This window comes from Psychrobacter sp. 1U2, from assembly GCF_051847575.1.
In genome coordinates this window covers 1-973 of the sequence record NZ_JBPYDC010000562.1, presented here as the reverse complement: position 1 = coordinate 973, position 973 = coordinate 1, and the positions used below count along the sequence as shown (strand labels likewise).

Annotated in this window: 1 protein-coding gene; it reads left to right on the top strand. The window is 46.8% G+C overall.

Features of this window, described 5'->3' with window-relative positions:
• Positions 1-864: aldehyde dehydrogenase family protein (locus ACS8FD_RS17275; protein WP_439276755.1), on the top strand; the 864-nt coding region annotated here is incomplete at its 5' end.
• Between the last annotated feature and the right edge of the window lie 109 nt (positions 865-973).

Below are 973 nucleotides of genomic sequence, written 5' to 3'. Positions count from 1 at the left end.
ACGGTTGATGCCATTTGTGATCATCCAGATATCAAAGCGGTTTCATTTGTCGGCTCGACCGCCGTTGGTAAGCATGTCTACGAGCGCGCCAGCAAATCTGGTAAACGTGCCCAGTGTATGATGGGTGCCAAAAACCATGGCGTTATTCTACCTGACGCCAATAAAGAACAAACCCTCAATCAGCTAGCGGGTGCTGCATTTGGTGCGGCTGGTCAACGCTGTATGGCACTGTCTGTTGTGGTATTGGTCGGTGCAGCTGGTGAGTGGATTGACGATATTAAAGCCAAGGCTGAGGGTCTTGTAGTATCAGCGGGTAAGCATGATAAAGACTTGGGTCCACTGATTTCTCCAGCTGCGAAAGCCCGCGTCGAGCATTTGATTGATACAGGGGTAGAAGAAGGCGCGAGCTTATTACTTGATGGCCGCGGTATTACTGTCGAGGGCTATGAGAAAGGCAACTTTGTAGGGCCTACTATCTTTGATAACGTCACAAGTGATATGCAAATCTACAAAGAAGAAATCTTTGGTCCTGTACTTTGTATCATGCGTGCAGCGAGCCTTGATGAGGCTATAGAGATGCTTAATGCCAATCCGCATGGTAACGGTACGGCTATCTTTACCCAATCAGGCGCAGCGGCGCATAAATTCCAGCAAGATATTCAGGTCGGGCAAATTGGTATTAACTTACCGATTCCTGTGCCACTACCGATGTTCTCATTCTCAGGCTCACGTGCCAGTAAGCTTGGCGATCTTGGTCCTTATGGTAAGCAAGCGGTACAGTTCTATACTCAAACCAAAACCGTTACGGCGCGCTGGTTTGACGATGAAGCAAGCCGCGGGGTGAATACTACTATTTCAATTTAATCGTTTATTCCTTGTATTTGCGGTGTCGTGTTAATCTTGTTTGGTATGTTTCTTACTATTTAAGCACAGTTTTACGATTGTCACGATGTCGCTGTTATACTGTATGAAT